The sequence below is a fragment of the Kluyvera sp. genome (assembly GCF_047971185.1).
Classification (GTDB): domain Bacteria; phylum Pseudomonadota; class Gammaproteobacteria; order Enterobacterales; family Enterobacteriaceae; genus Kluyvera.
The window spans coordinates 1-15764 of sequence record NZ_JBKDZH010000036.1 but is presented as its reverse complement, the minus strand read 5'-3'; the positions used below and the strand labels follow the sequence as shown (position 1 = coordinate 15764).

The following is a 15764-nucleotide window of genomic DNA, read 5'->3' as shown; positions in this document are numbered from 1 at the left end:
TCGCTTTTTCTGGAAATCAATGTTGTATGAGGCCGGTATGGACAAGAGTGCGCATTATGTCGTGCGTTGCGTAGAAAATGCCAAATTCGATGTAGGTATCGATTTTGTGATTCAGCCTATTTTTGATTTATCTCGCTTTGCCTGCATCGGCGGCGAAGTGCTGGTGCGCGGCACGCATCGCCGTAACGTTGTACCACCGGTCGAATTTATTCAGCATCTTGAAGCGAACGGCACCATCGTTGATATGGGCTACTACGTGATGGAAAAAGCGCTGTCGTTTATTGCGCAAAAGCGGGCCGACGATCGCGAAGAGTTCATGTACACGCTGAACATTTCAGCCGTACAGCTTAACGACCCTGAGTTTGCCGACCATGCGCTGGGGATTGTGGAAACGCGGCATCTGCGCACGGCGCAGCTGGTGTTTGAAATTACCCCCGGCCAGGTTGCGCTAACCGAGGTCGCCCGCCAGAACCTGCTGAACTTACAAACGGAAGGGATCAACATCGCCTGGGACGGTATCGGCACGGTAGCGGCGCTGCAGGAGCGGCTGGCCTACTGGGAACCGGATTACATCAAGCTCGATCGTAGCTGCCTGGCCTGTAGCAAGCAGGGTGAAACCGAGCAGATCCTCCAGCTGATTGCCGAGCACGATATCGACGTCATTATTGAAGGCGTTGAAAACTATACCCAAATTTCCAGCATGTTGAAGCAGGGCGTCAAGTTCGGCCAGGGCTATCTGTTTTCCCGCCCGCTCAGTAAAGAGAGCTTCCAGCGCGAATATATGCAGCATCAACAGGCGCAAACGCGAGCCTTTCACGCGCAGCGGTAAGCGTGAACCCTCCAGATGGGATGAATGAGCCATGTACAAAAAATATGCCGGTAAAGCCGACCGCAAAAACTATGCGCTGGTCGGGCTGGTCTTTTTAGGCTCGGTCGCGCTGGCGCTCTGGCTGACGTTCTGCATTGCCCAGCGGCAGCTCAACGTGCAGATTGCGCATCAGGCGTTGCCCATTCGCGGCGCGGTGGAAAACCTGCTGGAAGAGACGCGCAGCGTCGCCGCCGAAGCGCAGGGCTGGGTTGGCAAAACCTGTAACCGCCAGCTGGAAAGCCGCCTCAACGCGCTGCCGACGCGTGAAATGCGTATGCTGGTGATTAATCTGCTGGAGGGCAACCGCATTACCTGCTCTTCATTGCTGGCAAACCAGGGAGCGCGGGTCGATCTGAGCGGCTTCAGCGCGCAGGGGGTGAAAATTGATGACTCCGTCGCTTCGGCGGGCATTCCGGTCTTCTCGCTCTATCAGCGCCTGGGCAACGGCGGCATCGTGGTTTCGGCTGACCTGCGCTACCTGTGGGGAATTATGGGCAACAGCAATCGCGACGAACGTTTCGCGCTGCTGGTGAATGAGAAGCTGCTAACCAACAGCGGAATTCTGCAAGGCGAGGCGGCAACGCTCGGCGCCAAAGCGTATCAGCAGCGCCAGCCGGGCGAGCTGTTTACCCTGGCGTGGCGCTCGCCGAGCGCCCTTGATATCTGGCATGAAATTCTGGGCTCCTGGTACTATCTCCTGATTATTATCGCCCCGCCGCTGCTGCTGACCGCGCTGGTCTGGTCGCTGCTGACGCGGCGTCGTTCGCTGTATCAGTATCTGGTCAACGCGGTGCATGAAGACCGGATCACGCCGTACTATCAGCCGATTATCTGCGCCCACAGTAACCGCGTTATCGGCGCGGAAATTCTTGCCCGCTGGAACCATCCGGAGATAGGCTTTGTCCCGCCGGATATTTTTATCCCGGTAGCGGAAAAGACCCAGACCATTGGACTGATGACCGAGAATTTGCTCAAGCGGGTGCTTGCCGACTGCCAGCGCCCCGAAAGCGTTTTGCCGGACGGCTTTATTTTCAACGTCAACATCAGCCACGCGCACCTGGCGGCGGAGGATTTCAATGCCTTTACCAGCGAATTCGCCGCCCGTTTTAAACGCCTGCATCAGCGCCTGACCTTTGAGTTTACCGAAAACGAGCAGATCAACTTTAATGTCGATATTCTCAATAAAATTAAAGTGATTCGCGATAACGGCATCGCCATCTCGCTGGATGATTTTGGTACCGGCTTCTCTAACCTGTCATGGATAGCCAGCCTGAACCCGGACAGCATCAAGATTGACCGGATGTTTATCAACCAGATTTCACCGGATGCCTCGACGCCGCTGATTAACTGCGTTATCGACATGGCCAGGCAGATGGGAATTCAGACAGTGGCCGAAGGCGTCGAACACGATTATCAGGTGGCGTGGCTGCGGGAAAACGATATCGACTGCTTCCAGGGCTATTTCTACTCTAAACCGCTCACGTTCGGCGCTTTTGTCGACTACTTTCGTCACGATGTCATGACGCAGCACCTGAGAATGCCCACTTTTCCGGAAGACACTTCTTTACAGCACTAGCTCAGGCACCCCGCTAAGATAACCCGCGTACTTTGACGAGGTGATGATGAGCAAATTTTTCCAACGCCGCCGCGTATACCGCTGGCTGCGTGAGATTGCGGTGCTGCTGGTGCTGGCCGCGGTGCTGATGTGGGGCGTTGACCGCTTCCGCAGCCCGACGCTGCCTGACACCTTCTCCGGCATGGCCGTGCAAACCATTGACGGCCAGCGCCTCGATTTAGCCGCCCTGAGCGACAAACGCCCGCTGCTGGTTTACGTCTGGGCGACCTGGTGCAGCGTGTGCCGTTACACCACGCCGGCGGTGGAAAAACTGGCCGGGCAGGGGGAAAACGTGGTGAGCATCGCGCTGCGCTCCGGTGATGATGCCCGCCTGGCCCAGTGGATGCACAAAAAGCAGCTCACCGTGCCGGTGGTCAACGACGCGCGCGGCGAGCTGGCGCAGCGCTGGCAGGTGGGCGTGACGCCGACGATCATCATCATCTCTCAAGGCCGCCCGGTCTCGGTCACCACCGGCTGGACCAGCTACTGGGGCATGAAGGCGCGCCTGTGGGCCAGCCGCTAAGCGCGCGGCTATTATTGCTTTTTAAGTAATAGTCTATTGCGATTTATACCATTTATGTAATGAGTCTACGGTCGTATCCTTCTTCGCATCACGTTACCGAGCGTAACGCCCTAAACCGAACAGGATACGACCATGAAAACTCTTACCGCGATTTTTGCTGCTTCCCTTCTCTCCGTTGCCGCTTTTAATGCCTCGGCACAAAGCGTCACGGCCACCGGTTCGACGCTGGACACCGCCGAAGCGGCGATTGCCCAGAAAGCCAAAAAGATGAACGCCTCTGACTACAAAATCACCAGCGCACGCATGGGCAACACCGTGACCATGAGCGCTGAACTGTACAAATAAGAGGGGGAAAACAGGATGTTATTTGATAAATACACTCTGAACGGGCTGCCGCTGACCAACCGTATCGTGATGCCGCCGATGACCCGCTCTCGCGCCGGTGCTGGCGATGTCGCCACCGACATGATGGCCGATTACTACGCGCAGCGCGCCAGCGCCGGGCTTATCATCAGCGAAGGCACCCAGATCAGCCAGCAGGGGCAAGGCTACGCCTGGACGCCCGGCATGTACTCCGAGGCGCAGATTGCGGGCTGGAAAAAGGTGACCTCGGCGGTGCATCAGGCGGGCGGTAAAATTTTCGCCCAGCTGTGGCACGTGGGCCGCGTTTCCCACACCGTATTGCAGCCGAACGGCGCGCAGCCGGTCTCCTCTTCCGCCATTCAGGCCGAAGGCGTGAAGGTGTTTGTGGACGTCGAGGGCCGTGGCCCGGAAAGTGGCGTTGGCGCAATGGTGCAGCATGATATGCCGCGCGCGCTGCGCACCGATGAGATCCCGGCTATCGTCAACGACTATGCACAAGCCGCACGTAACGCGATTGCCGCCGGTTTCGACGGCATTGAGCTGCATGGCGCCAACGGCTATCTGATCAACCAGTTTATTGATTCTCAGGCCAACCTGCGCGACGACGAGTATGGCGGCTCGCTGCAAAATCGTCTGCGTTTTATGAAAGAGGTGGTGGCCGCAGTATCCGAGGCGATTGGTAAAGAGCGGGTGGGGATTCGCCTGGCGCCACTGACTACGCTGATGGGCTCGCGTGACGACACGCCGGAGGCCACCTATCTGGCCGCCGCCAGCGTGCTGAGCGAGATGGGCATCGCCTATATTCATATCGCCGAAGCCGACTGGGAAGACGCGCCGGTGATGCCTGCGGCCTTTAAAGAGGCGTTGCGGATTATCTTCCACGGCACGCTGATTTACTCCGGTAAATACACCAAAGCGCGCGCCGAAGAGGCGCTGGCGAAAGGCTGGGCGGATTTGATTGGCTTTGGCCGACCGTTTATCGCCAACCCGGATTTGCCGTACCGTCTGGAACAGGATTTACCGCTCAACGCGCCGGTCAAAGAGCAGTTCTTTGGCGGCGGCAAGGCGGGGTATGTGGATTATCCGACGGCGGGGTGACCTATCAGTAGGTGACGTTGATCGTCACCGTGTCGTTATACGTCGCCGGGCGATAATTCGCGCTGGGAACCACGACATAGACGTACCGGTTGACCGCCAGGCCGGTGCCGGTGCCCGCCACCGTATTGGCGGTTAAATTTCCCCACGGCGTGCCGCCCACGCCCACGGTTGAATTCAGCTGGTAGGGCACCTGATCGGGGCTGGTGGCGCTTTTCATCACCCCGCTGCCGGCGCTGTTGCCGTTGGACGGCGAAAGCCCGACGGTGTACGGCGTGGTGTTGGTGCAGGTCATCGTAAAGAAGTTATTGCCGGTGATATTGGTGCGCGTGTGGGGCACCGAATCGAGGGTAATATTATTGGCGGCGCTGATATTGCACTGTTTGTTGACGCTGGCCGTGACGTTGAACGTCAGGTTGCCCACCACCGTTGTCCCGCAGGAAGAGTCTGAGGCGAGCGGATTGGAGTTCGCCGTAATGGTGGTATTCGTCGTGGTGAAGGTATCCAGATAGCTCCCGGGGGCGGTCGTCGGCTGTCCTGAAGGTACGGCGGCGTAGAACGGAATCGTATGCGCCACGCCGAGATCAAGTAACCCCAACGAGTACTTCAGCACCGAACTGCTCGAAACGCCCTGATTACCCCATACGCTTGTCCGCCCTGAGTCCGTATACAGCTGATAGCCAAGCCGGTTGCTCCCTGAGGCCATTTTACGTGCATCAATGGGGGCTCCCGTGCTGGTGGGATAAAGGTTAAAACAGACGGTGGCGGCGTTGAGTAGCTCCGTCAGACCTTTAGTGCAGGTAAAGCGCAGCGAGCCGCTGGTGGTACTTGCGCCGGCAAAGGGATCGACCGTACCGAACGCTACGGTGGTGACCGTCGCCGTGCAGCTCAGCGCATGGCTTTTCATCGGGAAAAGACACAGCCCGGCAAGCAGGATCATCACTTTTAACCACATGGTTTGGCTCCTTATCGGCAGGTGATAGGCCCGATTTGTGGGATATCCCGCGCCGCTGGCGGGTAGTCGAATTGGGCTTCGCACGCGCCTGTGCGGGTAGAAACGCGCAGCGTATTGCGATCGCCCAGCGTGTCGAAATAGACCATGCCGTCAAAGCCCACTATCGCGCTCTGCCTGCGGTTGCCGTTCAGCACCGCCGATGACCCCTCTGGGATCACGTTTCCCTGGCTATCTTTCAGCACGATAAGCGCCGCGCGAACGGGTTTAACGGTAAAGTTCACCAGCGTGCCGGAACGATCGGCAGGGATCGCCACGGCGTTGACCGGATCGACCCGCATGTTGGCGGGCAGATCCAGCGGATTAATGCTGATCTCATTTTTCTGATAGCTATTGAGGTTGGTTACCAGCAGCCTGCCGTGCCCGTCGCTGGTACCGATAGGGTTATTTTGCAGAATAATCGGCACGTCCGGGATGCCGTCGGTGGAGACCACCGCGAAGCCATTGCTGATGGTCTGCGCGGCAAACAACCCGCCGCCCATCAGCACCAGCGAGCCGTCGGCGCCGGCATACGCGGATTGCTGACCGGACAGCCGACTGTAGCCGCCATAAACGTTGCCATAGCGCCCCAGATAGCCCAGCTCGCCCTGCGCATTTTGCTGGGAATCCAGCCGGTTAAGCGCCAGGTTCCAGCCCCAGCCGCCGTCCGATGGCTGGGTCTGGCTGGCGTTGAGCGTATAGCTCATCTGGTCGTTGCTGCGCTGGACGGTGCTGCTGGCGCTGATATTGTTTTCAAACGACACGCTGAGCATCAGATACAGGCTGCGATCGCGGCTGTTATCGATATTCTGGTTGAGCCCGGCGTTAAGATAAACCCGTTCGGTCAATGACTTATACCAGTTGGCGTTGGTATAGCGCTGGGTTGATTCGCCGGGTGAGCGGAACTGCAAATAGCCGAGGCTAAAGTTACCCAGCGTATCGGTGTTATAGCCCACCACGGTGCTCTGGTTCAGCGAAGGCGGCGCTTCGCCGTAGCGGGTGGCGACGTCGTGATAGTCATTTGCCGTTGCGATGGTGGTGGTGCTGAAGCTAAAACGTTCGTTGTTCCAGCGGTAGCCGATGCTGTAGAGAAACCCCTGCTTCCCTGCGTCGGCGCTGACCGCCAGCGCGGTGGAAAGGGTGCCGCCGCGGCCGCCGGGGATCCAGTCGCTGCTGAACCCGACGTTGACCAGGCTTTCCGTGGCCTCGCCGTGCGCGCCGGCGGTAAAGCTGTTGCTAAAGCCGCGTCGCCAGGTGCTGCTAAACGCCGGAGTGCTGGCGTAGTCGAATGAGGTATAGCCGTAATTGTTGCGCACCACGCCCACTTCCGCCGACCATTCGGTCAGCCCGCTACGCAGCAGCGACTGATCGTTATAGAACGAGAAGCTCTGCACCGTGGTTTTGCCCAGCGCGTCGGTCATCGTGACCTGGGCGTTGCCCGCACCGTTGATGGTCGGCAGGGTGTTGATCTCAAAGTTGCCCGACGGCACTTCCCCGTTGTAGTACTTCACGCCGTTCATATACAGCTCGACGCTGGAAGGCAGCGTCGCGGAGCCAAAAAAAGACGGCAGCGGGGTGGTTGGCGTGTAGGGCTGAAGGTTGTAATCGGTACCAATCTGGAGCCCGGCGATGCGGGTTGGGCGCGACCAGTTCAGCGAGCTGGTCAGCGTATCGCCAACGGTCACCGCCAGCACCTTTTCCGGAAACGATGAACGCCAGCTGGTGTCCAGCCGGGTGATTCCATTATTCAGGCTATAGCCGCTGTTATCGCTGATATAGCGCGCTATTTGCGTGGAGCTGAGTACGCCCAGCCCGCTGAAGGCGCGCAGTTCGGTATAGGCGCTGGCGTTGTTGTTTGACTCCTGGGAGGCATAAAGATCGTAGTTCAGCAGCAGCCCGCGCGCGGTGGTCGCCGTTGGGTTGGTGGCGTTTTGCTGGTTAAGCTGGGTAGTGTTCCTATCGAGCAGCGCGAGCGGGGCCGTCAGCGTCAGGCTTTGCAGCGCGGCGTTGTAGTGAACCTCCAGCTGTGGGATATCGTTCAGGCTGATCGGATCCGGCGTTTGCGGTGGCAGACGAATCCCGATTCTGCGCAGGCTATCGGCGCTGGCGTAGAGCTTATTGTGGTCATAGCCAAAGCGCGCCAGGCCAATCGGATTCTGGTTCAGGGTGACATCCAGATACAGCTCGATCCCGGCCAGCGGTTTGTCATCGGCAATGACGTCGTCCTGCGGGGAATTGGGGTCTTTCATTTCCGCAGAGGCACTCCTTGCTATAAATAACACATTGAAAAATATTAAAATTAATACACGGAGTGGCACGCTATAGCGTCTGTACCGTTTTTTTGCCATTGACCATGACTTCTAGCTTTTCTCCCTGACTCGCCCCCGCAGGCAGCGGCCAGCGCATGGTGGCCCCGGGTAAAACGTAACCTAATAGCCCTGGGGTAATATTTTTGCGGCTGCCCGTTGCCGTAATCAGGCTCACTTCCGACAGCTGGGCGTGGCCGTCGCCCTGGTTATTGACCTCCAGCCACGTCCGGCCATCGCTATGCTGGATTTGCCATTGCAGTCTGGCGTAGGTTTCATCGACGCCGGACGGCTGAATAAAGACCGGCACGGAGTAGTGGAGCACGAACTGCAGGTTATTTTTTTTCGCCGCCGTCTGCGGCAGCTCGTTGATTGACAGCCGATACGCATCTTCCGTCTTCGCGGGCGAACCGGTGCGGATCACGCGTATAAGCTGCTTGCCGCCGGGCGGAATGGTGAGCATTGGCGGGCTGATCACCAGCCCCTGCGAGGCGGCAAGCTGGTCGCTGTAGCCGCTCTGGCTCCAGCGGAACACGCGAACCTGGGCGTTAATTGGGCTATCGCCCGAGTTGCTTAGCCAGATGCCTTCCGCACGCTGGCTCTGCTCGAGCGTCAGGCTAATTGGCGTAACCTGCAATCCGCTGGCCGCGGCGTAGCCGCTGAAAAAAAGACAGGCGAGGGCGCATTGTTTCCAGTTCATACGTCATCCTTGAATTAATAGGTGACGGTCACGGTGACCGTGTCGCTATACACATCCGGGGTAAAGTTGGCGTTAGAGACAATGGCATAGACCGTGAAAGGCTGAGCGGCACCGTTGCCGGATCCCGAGACGACGTTGCTGGTCCCGCCGCTGGTGACGTTGCCCCAGATAGCGCCCGCGGTATCTTTCGCCAGCTGATACGGCACTTTGTCGGTATTACCGCTAGCGGTACCGGACATCAGCCCGGCGCCGAGCGTGTTGCTGTTCGACGGCGCAAGGCCGACGGTATACGGCGTTAACTGCGAGCAGTTAACGGAAATCGTGGTATTCCTCGTCACGCTGGGCGAACTGGCCGCTACGGAGCCAAAGTTAATTGGCGAACCGGACGTCACGCTGCACGATTTGGTAATTGTAATCTGTACCTGAAAAGTACTGGTGGCGGTCTCAGCATGCGCACTCGAAATAAATGCCGATGCCAGACTGAATAAAATGAACTTAATTGGCGTGTTCATAGTATTGACCTCTACGCAGGTATTATTTTTCCTTAGTAAAACAATGACGTATGAAGATTTAATCCCTGATATAACTTTAGGATAGGTAGCGAAATTCTGCCAATTTACCTTAAGACTATTTTATTAAAAATAGATCGCGCATCACCTTATTCGGTGAAAAAAGAGGAATGTAATATATATGATATATTTAAACGCTAAGTGATTATTGGAAATGGAATAAAAAATATCAACGCAGAAAATAAGATGACGTTTGTTTATTAAAGATAAAATTAGGTTTAGCATTAATTAAATATAATGCTGAAATCAACCCGCAATTTTTCGGATCTTTCCCCAAAAATAGTAGGGCTCGTGTGCCACTCTATTGCCGGGTGGCGCGCTGCTTACCCGGCCTACAACGGGCACCGTGCCCGTAGGCCCGATAAGCGTAGCGCCATCGGGCGGTGCCCGTCATGAGCACGGCACGGATATTCCTGAGAGCCTTACTAATGCACCGCCGATACCGCAGCTTCAATCCCTTTCAACTTCAGCTGGGTCTCCTTCAATTCTGCCAGCAGCTTCTGCTCCTGTTCGCCATAGGCCATCAGGACGATGCAGCCGTCCATCACCTTTACGCTAACCTGCTGCCCGGTTTCGAACCCAGCCTCGCGCAGCCACTTCCCGGAAAGGGTGAGGCTTGGGGTATTTTTGTTTGCACCCTGCGGGCGATATCCCACAATTAACGTGCGCTCGGTTTTTGCTGCGGGTAAGTCTGGGGTAGAATGCGGGGTAGCCATAATCAACTCCTTGATAGTTGGTGAGGTTAGCTCTCGCCGAGTACTGCGAATACTGGGCGGGGGCGTTTAAATATCAGGTCACTCATTTTAAAGGTACGTACCTGATTGGTGATAGATTGCTCTTGTAGGTACGTACATGTCAACGACGAAACGAGACCCAAACCCATCAAAGTCCGGAAAAGCACCCACTTTTCAGATCCGTATTACGCCGGAGTTGAAGGCGCAGTTTGAGGCTGCGGCTAGGGAATCTGGTATGAGTCTTGGTAACTGGCTAAAATCGCTGGGAAGAAGTGAGCTTGAACGTTTAAGAAAATAATACAAAAAGGACTTATATGATTGTTGGTCTCTTTATCCGAAATTATAAAATTTATAAAAATATGAATTTCATCCCATTTATTTCTTCTTCAAATGATCGAATGACTATTTTTGCTGGAGATAATGGTGCCGGGAAGTCTGCTATTCTTGAGAGTATGCATTGTCTTATGAATGGCGTTGATAGCAAAGAATGGGCATATACAGTAGGTCAGAAGAAAGATAGTGCGCATATTTTTCCCTTGTTTTTGATAGATAAAAAGATGTGGGGGGAAGAAGAACAGCAGATATCTAGGATTTCACATTACTTTTGGGAGCATGATTTTAATGAAATGCCTTCTAATGAAGTTGTTAAAAACTTCATAAAATATCGAAATAAATTAAAAGAGTGGTATGATTCAAAAGATTATTATTTAATAGCAATTGGTAAAGACTATGAAGGTAATATTTTACTAACAACAACATTCCACAATAAGATTACTAATGCCACAAAGAAAGATGGTGTATCTAAAGAAAAAATAGTAAGCATTTTCAAGAAAATTCTAGAGCGTTACCGTTACATATATCTTCCTGTAGAGAATAAAATAAGCGATATACTTTCACTACAGGCACATGAAATGCAAGGCATGATGGATAAAAGTGTTTCAGATGAAATAAGGCAACTTTTATCCTCCAAAGATCATTCTGTTGCAGTTAAAGAGAATATAGAGGTAAAGCCAGGAAGGCCAAGGCGTAAGGCTATGAAATATAGCGTCATTGATCTCATTAATCAGAAGTTAGAATCATATATTGACTCTTTAAATAATAAAATTCCTGATGGATATAAGTTCGAATATAAAGGTGCTATCAAGCGTCCGATTAAACCTACGGATATTTTAGATTCAATTTTTTTGAAGTGTTTCTCTTTGCGCCCTTTATCTAAAAATTCTAAAAGCATAAATAACTTGAGTTCAGGGGAGCAACGGTTAGCATTAATTGATATTGCAACAACTCTTTTGTCAACTAAAGAAGAGAAAGAAAAAGAGGTGATATTAGCAATTGATGAGCCCGAAGTATCATTAGAATCGGCACATAGGTTTGAACAATTTTGTAGTTTAATCGATTTATCTGAAAGATATGGTAGGCAGATATTTATAACTACTCATTGGTATGGCCTCGTTTTAAGGCCGATCGAGGGAACATTACACTTTATATCTAAGGATGATAGTGTTAACACTAAAATAGAATCTTTCCCACTTAATAATCTTCAGGAAAAAAGACGTTCTTTCCCAAACTCTATTGAGATTAGAAGTTATTTTGATCTCATGGCATCGATGTTGACTTTATTGAAGAAGAAAAAATATAATTGGATTTTTTGTGAGGGAACTGAAGATTATTTATATCTTCGAAGTTATCTTGCAAATAAGATAGAGAATCTATATATACTTCCATTTAATGGTTGTGGTAACATTAAGAAAATATATGATTTTCTACATGTACCTTTCTCGGATATACAAGAGAATAAAGAAATTAAAGGGAAAGTACTATGTCTAATTGATACTGATGGAAAAAATGTAATACGCATTGATGGATATAAGAAAGGTAATTATAAAAACAAATTGGGATTTTTTAGACTGAGTATTGATGGAGATAAAAGTGATTTGATATCAGTTGCATCAACGATTGGTATTAATACCGAGATTGAGGATCTTCTTGAGCCTCTTATTTTTTGGAATGTATTAAACGAGTTAAAAGAAAAAGATAGTCGCCTTAGTGACTTCATGAGTTTTTATGATCTAAACCCAGACGTGAACTATGTCAATTTGAGTTCTGATCTTGCATTCTTAAAACCTAAATCTATTGACGGATATGAAAAGAAAAAAGAATTCTATTCTTATTTGACATCACCTTGGTTAAAATCCTTAATTGCTGATAGTTATATTAAAAATATTGGAGAAACCCAAATTAGACCATGCGATAAGTGGATTAAAGAGATTATTAGGTTTTTTGAAGATGATAATGAGGAAAAGTAAGTAAATTTTGGCGGAAGATCACAGGAGTTCTATATGTAGTTTAAAATCATGTATTTATTGATATTTTAATATTTATATTCTCTTTTTTATACACATCTCTATACACATTTGCTGGACTGACAAACTATCTATTGATAAGTCACCAGTGACAGATCTCATAAAAAAACTTTTTTTTAGAAAAACTGTTCACACTGTTCACTAAGCGTTTTTATTAATAAAAATCATAATGTTATGAGGTGAAGGGTTGGTGAACAGTGAACACTTTACTGTTCACTTTTGCCGTTTTGCAGGTAAAAAAAGACCGGCTATTGCCGGTCAGGGTAGGTTATTTCGCTATGGGGTCATCACATTTCGGCAGCCAGTCGGCGTTGCTTTCCTCTCTTAGCGTGAGATTGGTTTGTATGCCCTGATTTTTTCGGCGCTTCTCATAACTAAGTCCGTACTCTTTCAGCATCGCTGGCAGTCCCTTACCGAACATGGTGAGGCTCAGGGTATTCCTGTAACCGTGGGCCTCCATATACGCCAGATAAGCATGATACAGATACAGGCGCGGCTGGCGCGGAATGATGTTGGCATTGCCAATATACATACCCTCAGGTTCCGGCAGGGCTTCCAGATAGCCGCAAAAATCAAATGTCGGATCGGCATCGCGTTTAATACTGAGCGCCTCGTCGGAGTTCTGCTGTGACTGGAGCAGAGCACGGGCAGTCATCGGGTCGCTGAACTTCTGCATAAGCTGGCGCACAATTACGGCCAGCTCACGGGCGATTTTATTCTTGAGCTGCGGGTCGCGTTCTTCGGGGGCAATCTGTTCCGGGAAATGCAGAATTACCCGGCGACGTGACACACCGCCGCTGCGGTCGGTGAAGCGCATCGGGTTATTGTTCACGGCCAGTATCACCGCCGGAATATGGGTGGAGTATGCATCCTTGTATTTCGGGTCTACTGAGACCGCATCACCGCCGGTGATGGCCTTGAGTCCTGCCCCGTCACCGCTCCACTTTTCCTGGTCAGGCAGGCGTATCAGTGAGAAGCCAATCAGCGCCGCACGTTCGCGCGGTGATTCCAGCGTTTCGATGGTGGCCGACGTGGCGTTATCTTCCCCGGCAAGCATCGTCGCAATTTCGGCCAGAATACTTTTCCCGCTCCCACCCGGCCCGGTCACCTCAATAAAGAGCTGCCAGTCGTAACGGTTTGCCAGCACCATAAACAGCGCGGCCAGAATCACATCGCGTTTTTCCGGTTTGCCACCGGCAGCACGGTCGAGCCAGCGCCAGAAGTCCGGTGCATGGGTTTCCAGCGTTTCACCCGCCACTGGCGGGGTAAAATCGACATCGCAGAGTGTGCGCAGCCAGTATGATTTATGATGCGGGCTGAATGTGCCGGTGGCGGTATCGAGTACGCCATTGCGAAAACCAATCAGACGACGCGCCGGTGCGTCCTGCTGCGGAATAATCAGTTTCAGGGTCTCCACCACCGAGGCAATTTTTCCTGACGAGAACGGGGCGCGCAGACGCTGAAATAACCCGGCCACGTCGCGGGCAAAGTCTGACGGTGGAATGATTTTCCATATCCCGGCCTCATAGCGGGACAGGAGCTGGCCGTTCGCGTCCACGGCCAGCGCTTCGCCGTAATGTTCATGCACCCGCATTGCCTTTTCACTGGTGCTCATGGCGGTAAATTCCGCCTCGCTCATGGTAGTGAAAGGACTGTCAGCCGGTGGCCGGATGGTGTCATAAATGGCTTTCCGCGTGTCCTCCTCGCCGTACTGTATAAACGCATCATTCCAGTCACCGAACACCGGTGGCAGGGCAACAATGCCCTCACAGGCATCTGCGGCCGCAGCGGCTTTACTCTGGCCGTCGCCGTTAAGGTCACGGTCGGCGGCGAGGACAATCTGACAGGCCGGGTATTTGTAACGGGCAAGGCTCGCCAGAGAAAAGAGGTTCACGGACGACAGCGCCACCATGACGCTTTCGCCGGTCAGGTGATGCACAGTGAGCGCGGTCGCATAGCCCTCCGCTATCCACAGACGTTTTCCTGCCTGTTTCTGCCCCTCGATGATATGGCATGTACCTTTTACCGCTCCGCCTTTCAGGGTGCGTTTGAGACCGTCAGAATTAATAAGCTGAAGGTTAATCAGTGCGCCGGTATCGTCATACAGCGGGACAACCACATCCCCGGCGCGGAACGTCACGCAGCCGGTTTTATGCATGACGGTGAGCGTCAGACATTCCAGAGCGGGGAAACCCTTGCGGGTGAGGTAGGCGTTGCCGGTGGCCGGTCGGGTTTTCTCCATGAGCCTGACGGCCAGCGCGGCCGCCGCTTTGCGGTCAGCCACCGTTTCAGCCTCTGCGGCCACAATCACCTCCGGGGCAACCGGCGGCAGGTTGCCGGTGACAGCATTCACCTTTTGGGCGGCCTCTGATGCGGTTACGCCGAACACTTTCTCTACCAGCTTAAGCCCGTCACCCGCGCCGCACTGGTTACAGAACCACGTCCCGCGTCCCTCTTTGTCGTCAAAGCGGAAACGGTCAGAGCCGCCGCACACCGGACAGGACTGATGGCGGTTTTTAATCACCTTCACACCCAGTGCCGGGAGAATGTTCGGCCAGTGGCCGCACGCCTGTTTTACGGTTTCCGTTACATTCATTTTCATTGTTATTTTCTCCCTCAGTGCAGTACCGGTGCGGTGATATGACGGGCGCAGAGTTCATCCATTACGGCGAGCCCAAGAAAGGACAGCGACGGCGCGGCTTTGAGTGGTCCGGCTTCCATTAAATCTTCCAGCAGGGCACAGGCAATCTGGCGGCCTTTTTCCTCGCCGTGCTGGCGCAGGTAGAAGCCCTCCAGCTCGGCGGCAATGGCGCTTTCCAGTGTGTCGAGGGTGAGGTGCGGGTAGCGGTGCTGACGTTCGCACAGGGTCAGCCAGGCACAGGCCACGGCGCGACGATACAGCGCGGCGCGTAATACGGGTGGTAATGGCTTTTTCATACGTTACCCTCCCCGGTCAGCCACTGCTGATTGCAGCGTTCGACAACGCCATCGAGCTGGGCGGTCATGAGGTAAATCACGGAGGTGAGCTGTAAGTGCTGCGCCGGGTCACGACGAACGGTGGCGCAGTCCTGCACCTGCATCAGGTCGCCGACGAGCTGGCCGACATTGCGCATATGCTCCAGACATTCGAGGTCACGGGCGGTAATAGTGGTGTGTCTCATGCGCGCACCTCCGCAACCGGAAGACGGCCAGCAAACGAGAGGACGTAATCGCGAACGAGGGAAAGACGTGCGGCGTGTTCATCACCGGCACCGGTGCGAAGCATTCAGATACGGGGTTTACGGTCTGCGCGACGAACAGCGGCAAACACAAAGACACACTGCGGGTCTGACTGGGTGAGGGTAGTAGCCATGATGGCAGCCTCCTTGAAGTTGTTTGAAAAACTACCACCGGAAACGCCAATTTCACTGGTGGCAGCCCGAACGGTGTTGGCGTAACCGGCCTTCAAGGAAACCGGCCAGCCCGAAGGCTGCCCCGACCGGACTACCTTTATCAGAAAAGGACTCTGGTGCAAGAATAAACACCACAGCCCTGTTAATGGGTGTGCCTGAGCAACGAAATCTAAATACACGCATGGCGCGTTTCGTGTCGCCTTGAAGTTATTCGGAACGCCAATTCCGGCTGCCGATTTTGCGAC

At 53.3% G+C, this 15764-nt stretch carries 15 protein-coding genes and 2 pseudogenes; 7 read left to right on the top strand and 10 right to left on the bottom strand.

Annotated elements, in window-relative coordinates:
• Positions 1 to 37: 37 nt before the first annotated feature.
• From ACK5JN_RS10420 to ACK5JN_RS10400, 5 genes are all read left to right on the top strand, one after another.
• Positions 38 to 829 (top strand): EAL domain-containing protein, encoded by a 792-nt coding sequence (locus tag ACK5JN_RS10420; protein WP_416870111.1) that lies wholly within the window; start codon positions 38 to 40, stop codon positions 827 to 829.
• Between the two features lie 31 nt (positions 830 to 860).
• Positions 861 to 2444, top strand: coding sequence for an EAL domain-containing protein (locus ACK5JN_RS10415; RefSeq protein ID WP_416870110.1), 1584 nt, complete (start codon positions 861 to 863; stop codon positions 2442 to 2444).
• A 43-nt stretch (positions 2445 to 2487) separates the two neighbouring features.
• Positions 2488 to 3006 carry a protein disulfide oxidoreductase gene (locus ACK5JN_RS10410; protein WP_416870109.1) on the top strand — a complete coding sequence of 173 codons (519 nt, stop codon included), beginning with the start codon at positions 2488 to 2490 and terminating at the stop codon, positions 3004 to 3006.
• Between the two features lie 132 nt (positions 3007 to 3138).
• Positions 3139 to 3351, top strand: a complete 213-nt coding sequence (locus tag ACK5JN_RS10405) for a DUF1471 domain-containing protein (RefSeq protein ID WP_416870108.1) — start codon at positions 3139 to 3141, stop codon at positions 3349 to 3351.
• Positions 3352 to 3366: 15 nt separating this feature from the next.
• Complete coding sequence (locus ACK5JN_RS10400; RefSeq protein ID WP_416870107.1) at positions 3367 to 4467, top strand: alkene reductase; 1101 nt, start codon at positions 3367 to 3369, stop codon at positions 4465 to 4467.
• A gap of 4 nt (positions 4468 to 4471) precedes the next feature.
• Here the strand turns inward: ACK5JN_RS10400 and ACK5JN_RS10395 are convergent, their stop codons facing one another.
• The 5 genes from ACK5JN_RS10395 to ACK5JN_RS10375 form a co-directional block, all read right to left on the bottom strand.
• A complete protein-coding gene (locus tag ACK5JN_RS10395) occupies positions 4472 to 5419 on the bottom strand; it encodes a spore coat U domain-containing protein (RefSeq protein ID WP_416870106.1) in 948 nt (315 codons plus the stop codon).
• 11 nt (positions 5420 to 5430) lie between these two features.
• Positions 5431 to 7704 carry a fimbria/pilus outer membrane usher protein gene (locus ACK5JN_RS10390; RefSeq protein WP_416870105.1) on the bottom strand — a complete coding sequence of 758 codons (2274 nt, stop codon included), beginning with the start codon at positions 7702 to 7704 and terminating at the stop codon, positions 5431 to 5433.
• Positions 7705 to 7774: 70 nt separating this feature from the next.
• On the bottom strand, positions 7775 to 8461 hold the full coding sequence (locus tag ACK5JN_RS10385) for a molecular chaperone (protein ID WP_416870104.1): 687 nt from the start codon (positions 8459 to 8461) through the stop codon (positions 7775 to 7777).
• 14 nt (positions 8462 to 8475) lie between these two features.
• On the bottom strand, positions 8476 to 8973 hold the full coding sequence (locus ACK5JN_RS10380) for a spore coat U domain-containing protein (protein ID WP_416870103.1): 498 nt from the start codon (positions 8971 to 8973) through the stop codon (positions 8476 to 8478).
• Positions 8974 to 9455: 482 nt separating this feature from the next.
• The gene (locus tag ACK5JN_RS10375; RefSeq protein ID WP_416870102.1) at positions 9456 to 9746 is read right to left on the bottom strand and encodes a SymE family type I addiction module toxin; all 291 of its coding nucleotides are present in this window, start codon (positions 9744 to 9746) and stop codon (positions 9456 to 9458) included.
• 136 nt (positions 9747 to 9882) lie between these two features.
• Here ACK5JN_RS10375 and ACK5JN_RS10370 point away from each other — a divergent pair, with 136 nt between their 5' ends.
• Together ACK5JN_RS10370 and ACK5JN_RS10365 are read left to right on the top strand one after the other, a co-directional pair.
• Complete coding sequence (locus ACK5JN_RS10370; protein WP_416870101.1) at positions 9883 to 10062, top strand: toxin-antitoxin system HicB family antitoxin; 180 nt, start codon at positions 9883 to 9885, stop codon at positions 10060 to 10062.
• Positions 10063 to 10078: 16 nt separating this feature from the next.
• The gene (locus ACK5JN_RS10365) at positions 10079 to 12070 is read left to right on the top strand and encodes an AAA family ATPase (protein WP_416870100.1); all 1992 of its coding nucleotides are present in this window, start codon (positions 10079 to 10081) and stop codon (positions 12068 to 12070) included.
• 325 nt (positions 12071 to 12395) lie between these two features.
• On the opposite strand, the gene ACK5JN_RS10360 is transcribed toward ACK5JN_RS10365, so the two are convergent.
• The 5 genes and pseudogenes from ACK5JN_RS10360 to ACK5JN_RS10340 all read right to left on the bottom strand — a co-directional run.
• Positions 12396 to 14729, bottom strand: coding sequence for a primase-helicase zinc-binding domain-containing protein (locus tag ACK5JN_RS10360; RefSeq protein WP_416870099.1), 2334 nt, complete (start codon positions 14727 to 14729; stop codon positions 12396 to 12398).
• Between the two features lie 14 nt (positions 14730 to 14743).
• A complete protein-coding gene (locus ACK5JN_RS10355) occupies positions 14744 to 15064 on the bottom strand; it encodes a DUF5375 domain-containing protein (protein WP_000743149.1) in 321 nt (106 codons plus the stop codon).
• Positions 15061 to 15288 carry a hypothetical protein gene (locus ACK5JN_RS10350; RefSeq protein WP_001216597.1) on the bottom strand — a complete coding sequence of 76 codons (228 nt, stop codon included), beginning with the start codon at positions 15286 to 15288 and terminating at the stop codon, positions 15061 to 15063. The genes ACK5JN_RS10355 and ACK5JN_RS10350 overlap by 4 nt, the downstream gene beginning before the upstream one ends.
• A pseudogene (locus ACK5JN_RS10345) lies at positions 15285 to 15479 on the bottom strand (host cell division inhibitor Icd-like protein). Before ACK5JN_RS10345 ends, ACK5JN_RS10350 begins: the two are co-directional and overlap by 4 nt.
• A 30-nt stretch (positions 15480 to 15509) precedes the next feature.
• Positions 15510 to 15743, bottom strand: a pseudogene (locus ACK5JN_RS10340) (ash family protein); the annotation flags it as partial.
• Positions 15744 to 15764: the final 21 nt, after the last annotated feature.